This is a genomic window from Oleiphilus sp. HI0061, from assembly GCF_001635675.1.
Genome location: NZ_LWFE01001049.1, coordinates 1 through 7881, shown reverse-complemented (window position 1 = coordinate 7881; position 7881 = coordinate 1). Strand labels below are relative to the sequence as shown.

Sequence of the window (7881 nt, the reverse complement as noted above, 5' to 3'; positions counted from 1 at the left end):
GCATGTATTTGATCGTTCAGCCAGCCGCTACTAAAACTCTCTATTCATAAAGAATTACTCGGCTTTTTTGCTCGTTTGATTCTGCATAGGCTTATTTTTTTGCATAGATACCTTGATCGGTGACGATCGCATCTAAGCTGACATCCCAGTCATTGACCGGAAGCGCGTCCATCTTCTGCAGCTCATGTGCTAATCCAATCAAGCGAGGCTTGCACTGAGGAAGCCGTCGCTTATAGTCAAAAGTGCGATCATAGAAGCCGCCTCCCATTCCCATTCTGTTTCCTTCGCTATCAAATGCTACCAGTGGCATTAACACTGTTGACAGTTGTTTAGCATTGAATTGTTTGCAGCGTTTAAAGTCAGGTTCCTCAATACCGAAACGGTTCTTGATATAAGGGCTTGATGCAGAGACTTGGCAAAAAATCATCTGTTGTGGTTTTAAGGGGTGGATGACGGGCAAGTATGCTGTCTTTCCCCATTTCTGTATTAGTGTGAGCAGTGATCGAGGGCAGATTTCACCGTCGTTGCCTAAGTACAAAGCAATATGTTTGCCCCTCAGTAGTAAACCAAAGCGTTTCAGATTTTTGAGTAAATGCGTTGAAGCTGTTCTTTGTTGAAGCTTGGTGAGCTGGCGGCGTTGTTGGCGGAGCTCTCTACGAAGCTGCTTTTTTTCTTGAATTAAGGTGGCGGGGGAGGTTTGAGAAAGACTCATTTTTGGGCTGTATCGTCAATAAGATAGAGCTGGATAGGTTTAAACAAAAGCAACGCTCTGTTGTGAGTGTTGATTTTGGTGCGCCCAAAATGCCGCTGCCAGATAGGGCCTTGAACCCGAAAGTTCAAGGGGGTGATCACTATATGCAAATTAGGCTTTCCCATCCAGATAAACCGGGGGACTTGCACACATCACATGATGTGATTACCAAGGTGTTATTATCGGCTCGAGGACTTATCTAGCAAGCCAGCATTCCAGAACGCCAAACCATCATATAAAAAAACTAGATAAAAATCAGGGCTTTTTACGAAAAAAAACAAATTGCCCAGGGTTTCAATTAGGCCTGTGCTTTTGCTTTGATCAAAGCTTGATCAAGCTTTTCTTCAAGTGATAGCAACATCTCCTGGTCACCTTCTTTATCGCGACCACTTTCGAGCAATTCGTATGCAATATTTAGAGCTGCCATGACCGCAATTCGTTCAATGCCCAGAACTTTTCCTGACGAGCGTATTTCTCGCATTTTTTCATCAAGGTGCCCTGCAGCATTTTCTAGAGCGTCCTTTTTATCAGGAGGGCAGGCGACCAGGTAGTCCTTTTCAAGGATTTTGACCTTTAGTGTGTTGGCGTCGGACATTAACCTTGCTCCAGAGCTTTTAGGCGACCAATCATTGATTCAATCTTGTTTTTGGCAAGATCATTTTTTTGTAGAAGTTTAGTCCGCTCGGACAGCCAATCGTCTTGGCTGCTTTTTAGCGCTAAATTGTCTGCTTCAAGCGTCTGGCAGTAGTTTAGAAGTTGCTCTACTTTGCCAGAAAGCGTTTTAAGTTGTGACGCTTCCATTTAGTTACCTTGATAGTCAAATATTGAAGAATAAACCAATACTATTCGGTATATTGAGGGGTAACTATAATTTGGCCTAGCGTGAGGGTCAACTCGCTTTCGCAATCCAGTCGCAGGTCTCGTATAATTCGCTCAATTTTTGATAAAAGGTCGATATAAATGACAGAAAAAGACAAGTTTTCCGAGCAGGATATAGATGAGCTTGAAAATGAAGAGGCTCAGGAGAGTGATTTTGACTGGTTGGCGAATGTCTATAACCGACAAGGTGCGATCAATCACCCGAGTGAGTTACATGGCTTATTACTTGGGGAAATTACCGGCGGCATTAAGCGTACGGCGAATGACTTTTTAGCTCAGGTTTTAGAACATATGGGCGTCGATGAGTTAAATGTTGCAGCTCAAGCTAATGTAGTTGAGGACTTGTTAGCTTTTTATAGCCAAGTATCAGAGGGTATCGATAAGGATTCGAGTAGTTTTACCTTATTATTGCCAGACGATGACTATGTTTTATCCGAACGACTTGAGGCAATGGTGTTATGGGTAAGGGGTTTTTTGGAAGGTATCGCTATTTCTGCAAGTGAACGACTTAATTCTGCATCGAAGGATCTGGAAGAAATTCTTAAAGACCTGGTTGAAATTTGCCAGCTGGACCCTCGCGTTGAGCCTACTGAAGAGGGTGAAAGAGAGTTCTTTGAAGTGGTGGAGTATGTAAGGGTGGGGGTGCTTAACTTATATGCTGAGTTTAATCAGCCCGAAGTAGAAGATTCGACTGAAGAAAAAGCTGCTATTTCCGATATTGACCCAGATACACCGACATTACATTAATAACAATTGCTGACCAAGATTCTGCTACTCAGGACAATAAGAGATGAATAAAAAAGAATTCTCACGCCGACGAGCTTATCTGGCTGAACACATGGGTGAAAACTCAATTGCGATACTGCCCTCGTCAACGGTTAAAAGCCGGAACCGGGATGTTGATTACCCCTTTCGTCAGGATAGCGACTTCTTCTATCTGACCGGGTTTTCTGAGCCGGAAGCAGTGTTGGTGATTATTCCGGGCCGAGAGCACGGTGAGAGCATCTTGTTTTGCCGAGAGCGAGACCCGACAAAAGAAATGTGGGATGGATTTATTGCCGGGCCAGACCGTGCAATTGATATGTTTGGTGTCGATGATGCGTTTCCCATTTCTGATATAGATGAAATCCTCCCAGGCATGATTGAGGGAACGGATAAAGTTTATTACTCGATGGGCCTTGATGCTGTCTTTGACAGTCGCGTCATGGAATGGATCAACGTTATTCGCAGTAAAGTTAGAAATGGTGCTCACCCACCTGGTGAGTTTGTTGCCTTGGAGCACGCACTACATGAGCTGCGTTTGATAAAAAGTACCACCGAAATCAAGACGATGAAACAGGCTGCTGAAATATCTGCCCAAGCACATATTGAGGCAATGAAGGTTTGCCGCCCAGGTTTACATGAATATCACCTTGAGTCAGCGATGAGCAAGGTGTTTATGGATAATGGTGCTCGCTCTCAAGCATACCCAGCTATTGTTGGTTCAGGCGACAATGCCTGTATATTGCACTACATCGATAATAACGGCCCCTTGAATGACGGCGACCTTGTCTTGATTGATGCTGGTTGTGAATTGGATTGTTATGCCTCAGATATCACTCGGACCTTTCCGGTAAACGGAAAATTTTCTGACGAGCAAAGGGCAATTTATCAAATCGTCTTGGATGCTCAATTAGCCGCAATAAAAGCAGTGAAGCCCGGGAGTCACTGGAATCATCCTCATGAAGCCGCGGTCAAGGTAATTTGCCAGGGTTTGCTCGATCTGGGCTTGCTCAGTGGCGAGCTGGATGAAATTATCGAAGAGGAGCGTTATAAGCCTTTTTATATGCATCGAACAGGCCATTGGTTGGGCTTGGATGTTCATGATGTTGGTGAGTATAAAATCGACGGTGAATGGAGAGAGCTTGAGCCCGGTATGGTGATTACGGTTGAACCGGGTATTTATATCGCTCCCGGCAATAAAGAAGTGGCGAAAAAGTGGCGCGGCATTGGCATTCGTATAGAAGATGATGTTGCTGTTACCAAGAAGTCTCATCAGGTGCTATCTAAAGATGTCCCGAAAACGATTCATGATATTGAAGCCATTATGGCGCAGGCCTCGTCTTAGGGAGTACACATGGCTCAAGAATTTTCCCAGTTAGAAGAAAAAAGTGTTTGTGATGTATTGATTGTCGGGGCTGGAATGGTCGGGGCAAGCACTGCTTTGGGGCTATCTAAGCTAGGCCTTGATGTCGTCATGATTGATGCCTTTGCCTTCTCTAAAGATATACCTGAGTACACTCCTAGCTACGATGCGAGGTCGACAGCCTTGTCTTGGGGCACGCGAGAAATCTTAGAGCAGCTTGATGTCTGGACAGATATTGAGCCTTCGGTATGTGCCATCGAACAGGTTCATGTATCAGAAAAAGGCTGCTTTGGAACCACCCGGATGCATGCAGCAGAGTATGGACAGGAAGCCTTAGGTTATGTGGTGCCGAATCAGTGCTTGGGCCAGAGTTTGTTAAGCAAGGTGTATGAGAGATCACTACCTTTTTATAGTGGTGTGAAGGTTTCTCATATATCTCAAGGCAAAGACTTCCATCAAGTGCACTTAAGCTCAATTGAGCAGCCTGAACAGCAGAAAGTGCTAAACACTCGCTTGATGGTGATTGCAGATGGTACGGAGTCGAGCACTGCGAAGCTATTAGGCATTGCTTATCAAGTGGAAAAATATTCTCAGCATGCCTTGGTGGCTAACGTCAGTACTGCATTGCCAAATGAAGGTGTTGCGTTTGAGCGCTTCACTAAGAAAGGCCCATTGGCAATGTTGCCCTTGAGGGAGTCTGATTGTGCACTGGTCTGGACACATGACGAAAAAGAGATACAGGCACATTTGGATATGAGCGATGCTGAATTTTGTAAAGCTTTGGAAGAGAGTTTCAGTGAGCGGCTAGGTCCGATTGAACGCTGTGGTGAACGGGTAAGTTATCCGTTGAAATTAGTCAGAGCTGAAGAGCAATGTCGGGCCGGTGTGTTGCTCTTAGGTAATGCCGCGCATAGTTTACATCCTGTCGCAGGGCAAGGGTTTAATTTGGCCATTCGTGGTGTGGCGGCCTTCTTGGCTTATATTGATGAGTCAGTAAAGCAGGGTTTGGATTATCGTTCCCTGGCGCCATTGAATAAGTTTTGTCAGTCGAGAATGGATGATCAGAATAAAACGATTGCTTTAAGTGATCAGCTGGTCAAAGTATTTGCGAACCCTTCCCATATATTAAACCTAGCGCGAGATATTGGCCTGGTTGGTCTCGACAACATCGCTCCCTTGAAAACGATATTTGCAGAGCGAGCAATGGGTCTGGCAGACCGAAAAGCACATTTTAATACTTAGGTTTAGAGAGAATTAATCTTATGAGTGATGCTTGTACTCAAGAATTTGATATTGCGATTGTTGGTGCGGGGATGGTGGGCGCTTCTCTCGCCGCCGCGCTACGTGATACCGGCTTTTCAATTGCTTTAATTGACGCGCAGTCGGCAGAATCTCTGCAGCACTCTCCGTCTAAGCCTAAGGATGTAAATGGCTTTGAGCCAAGAGTCAGTGCACTAACCTTTGCCTCACGCGATTTACTTAAGAGTGTTGGGGCCTGGCAGCATATTCACGAAGAGCGAATCCTTCCTTATCGAAACATGCATGTTTGGGATCAGCTAGGTACAGCCCAAATAGATTTCAGTGCGGCTGAGTTATATGAAGATGCTTTGGGTTATATCGTAGAGAATCAGAATATTGTCTCGGCTTTGCATCAGGTCTTAAAGCAACAAGAGAATGTTGAACGTTTCTTTGGTGGGCGTATTAGCAGCCTGAAGCAAAATGAGGTAGATGGAGCTCCTTATTCTTTGCTGCTGGATGATGGTCGTCAGATACATGCGAAGTTATTAGTTGCAGCTGATGGCGCGAATTCCAGAATCAGGACCTGGTTGTCGATGGCGACCCGTGAATGGGATTATCAACACCACGCAATCGTTGCCACCATCAAAACCGAGAAACCACATAACAAGACGGCTTGGCAGAGCTTCTCTGAAACAGGGCCCTTGGCACTCTTGCCTTTGCAGGACCCATCGATGAGCGACGCCTATTGCTCCATTGTTTGGTCGCAAACACCTGAGCAAGCAAAGTCTTTAATGGCTTTGGATAAGGAAGCGTTTTGCCAGGCTTTAGCAAAAGCCAGTGAATCAATGCTTGGTGCTATTGAAGATGTGTCAGAGCGTTATAGTATTCCTCTGCGCCAACGACATGCAAAAGAGTATGTCGCTGAGGGGCTTGCTTTGATCGGTGACGCAGCGCATACCATCCACCCTTTGGCTGGTCAGGGTGTGAACTTGGGCTTTAAAGATGTTTTTGCATTGAGTCAGGTGCTGATACTGGCTGACCAACAAGAGCTGGGCCCGGGAAATCTCACCTTGCTCAAACGTTATCAACGACAGCGGCAGGCAGATAACCTATTGATGATGGGCGCGATGGAAGGTTTTAAGCGTTTATTTGCTCAACCCGATCCACTTCTTCGGTGGGTGCGTAATACAGGGCTGGACTTTGTAAATAAGCAGGGCTTTATCAAGAAACAGTTGGTTAAGCATGCGATGGGCTTGTCCATCGCTTAGCTTAGTACGCCTAAGTAAGCCGTTGATGGCTACGCAGGGGTCTTAGAAGTGCCAAAACTTGCCATTAGAGGCCATTGCTAAAATGGCCAAATTATCAGGTTTTTGCTTACTGGTGGAACTAAGGCTTCGGGTTTAAACGTTTGCTTTAGGTTGAGAGCTAAAGCGGGCATTCTTCAGGCCACAGAAAGCCGAGAGTTCGTTAGTAAAAGCGTACCATTTTTTGCACTAAATATTAAAATTAGATACAATAGTAATCTGCATTTTCATCAGATGATGAATGGAATTAATCAATATGGATATAATAAATGAATATCAAACTTATCAGTTCAGCCATCGCCCTCTCTCTTGCTTCAACAGTAGCATTTTCAGAGTCATTTAAAGCAGAAGTTGGTATTGGTTATGCTGATTTAGACAATGACTCAAGCCTTAAAGCTATGATGGGTACCTTATATTTTGACTCTGTAAATACGGAGAACCACCCATTAGCAGAATCCGCTTTCTTAGAAGAGGCAAGCAATGTTCAGTTAGTTCATGGAATAGGGGAGCTGGGACCAATTGATGCAAACGTTACGTCTTTAGTAGTTGATTATTATATTCCTGATACTCAGTTTTTCGTTGGTGCAGTGATTCTTCGATCTTCAGCTGAGCTTGGTTCAACTAAAATAACGGATACAGACTGGGGGCTTACAGCGGGTTTCTCTCCGATTGAAAATTTGTTGCTAACAACTTCATATTTGCATGAGCCTGGCTATGACCTTAACTTAGATGCAAAGTATGTTAATAAGTTAACTGATGATACTGCAGTTAACATTGAGGCTTCATTTGAAAAAGGTGACGATGATAATACTTATGACCTTTCTGCTGATTATTACCTAAATAAAAAGTTTAGCATTGGGGCAAACATTATTAAGGCTGGTGAAACTGGTTATGGTATACAGAGCAGAATCTTCCTAACCAACGAACTCTCCATTAACGCCAAATACTTAACTATTGATAGTAATAATAGTATATTTCTTGATGCTGGATTACGCTTTTAAGTTAATTTACCAAGACGTCATTGTAGACAAACACTTCAAATACATAATTACATGTATTTGAAGTGTTACTAAAATTATGACCGTAGAATGACTAAAAACAATTAAAAGAAAAGTACATTTTTGAACAGTAGTGAGTGATCTTAGGGCTTTCAAAAGTGAGCGCTTCCTGCTCTTTTGATGGGTTATGTCTACAGTTCAATAATGCTCGCTTTTAACTCAAAGTTAGCGGTTTACTTGGCTCCCGATAAAGAACGCTAATGCTCACTTTCAATCATTCACTCGATAATCAATCTGGCTGTTTCATCCTTATCAATTAAGTCTACTTGAACGTCCGACTAGCGGACAAAATTACCCTAGAATGTTGACCCAAATAGACGCGAGATCAATACGGGTACGGCAGTCTCTACGCGTAGAATTCTTTCGCCTAAATGAACTCCTTCAAAACCGGCTTCTTTGAGCTTGTTTACTTCATACTCAGTAAAGCCACCTTCGGGGCCGATGATTAAGGTGCAGGCTTCTTCGAGATGATGTGGGCAGACCTGTTCTTCTCTAGGGTGGGCGACTAGTTGGCGTGTACCTTTG

General features: G+C 44.1%; 9 protein-coding genes and 1 other RNA gene. 5 read left to right on the top strand and 5 right to left on the bottom strand.

Annotated features, from left to right (window positions below; translation table 11 throughout):
• Window positions 1-91: 91 nt before the first annotated feature.
• The 4 genes from A3735_RS14050 to A3735_RS14035 form a co-directional block, all read right to left on the bottom strand.
• Window positions 92-712: a 5-formyltetrahydrofolate cyclo-ligase gene (locus A3735_RS14050; protein ID WP_068512216.1), complete on the bottom strand. Its 621-nt coding sequence runs from the start codon at window positions 710-712 to the stop codon at window positions 92-94.
• A 78-nt stretch (window positions 713-790) separates the two neighbouring features.
• Window positions 791-976, bottom strand: a non-coding RNA gene (gene ssrS, locus A3735_RS14045) — 6S RNA.
• A gap of 73 nt (window positions 977-1049) precedes the next feature.
• Window positions 1050-1346: a cell division protein ZapA gene (locus A3735_RS14040; RefSeq protein ID WP_068509122.1), complete on the bottom strand. Its 297-nt coding sequence runs from the start codon at window positions 1344-1346 to the stop codon at window positions 1050-1052.
• On the bottom strand, window positions 1346-1552 hold the full coding sequence (locus A3735_RS14035; RefSeq protein ID WP_068509120.1) for a TIGR02449 family protein: 207 nt from the start codon (window positions 1550-1552) through the stop codon (window positions 1346-1348). Before A3735_RS14035 ends, A3735_RS14040 begins: the two co-directional genes overlap by 1 nt.
• Before the next feature lie 159 nt (window positions 1553-1711).
• Here A3735_RS14035 and A3735_RS14030 point away from each other — a divergent pair, with 159 nt between their 5' ends.
• The 5 genes from A3735_RS14030 to A3735_RS14010 all read left to right on the top strand — a co-directional run bounded on the left by A3735_RS14030 (window position 1712) and on the right by A3735_RS14010 (window position 7299).
• The gene (locus tag A3735_RS14030) at window positions 1712-2377 is read left to right on the top strand and encodes a UPF0149 family protein (protein ID WP_068509181.1); all 666 of its coding nucleotides are present in this window, start codon (window positions 1712-1714) and stop codon (window positions 2375-2377) included.
• A 43-nt stretch (window positions 2378-2420) separates the two neighbouring features.
• Entirely contained in the window at window positions 2421-3737 is a 1317-nt protein-coding gene (gene pepP / locus A3735_RS14025; protein ID WP_068509183.1) for a Xaa-Pro aminopeptidase, read from the top strand.
• Between the two features lie 9 nt (window positions 3738-3746).
• Window positions 3747-4997 carry a 2-octaprenyl-6-methoxyphenyl hydroxylase gene (gene ubiH / locus A3735_RS14020; RefSeq protein ID WP_068509186.1) on the top strand — a complete coding sequence of 417 codons (1251 nt, stop codon included), beginning with the start codon at window positions 3747-3749 and terminating at the stop codon, window positions 4995-4997.
• 20 nt (window positions 4998-5017) lie between these two features.
• A complete protein-coding gene (locus A3735_RS14015; RefSeq protein WP_068509187.1) occupies window positions 5018-6262 on the top strand; it encodes a UbiH/UbiF/VisC/COQ6 family ubiquinone biosynthesis hydroxylase in 1245 nt (414 codons plus the stop codon).
• 305 nt (window positions 6263-6567) lie between these two features.
• Window positions 6568-7299: a putative porin gene (locus A3735_RS14010; RefSeq protein WP_068509190.1), complete on the top strand. Its 732-nt coding sequence runs from the start codon at window positions 6568-6570 to the stop codon at window positions 7297-7299.
• A gap of 353 nt (window positions 7300-7652) precedes the next feature.
• Here A3735_RS14010 and A3735_RS14005 read toward each other — a convergent pair.
• The coding region (locus A3735_RS14005) for an RsmE family RNA methyltransferase (RefSeq protein ID WP_156499660.1) at window positions 7653-7881 on the bottom strand (229 nt) is incomplete at its 5' end.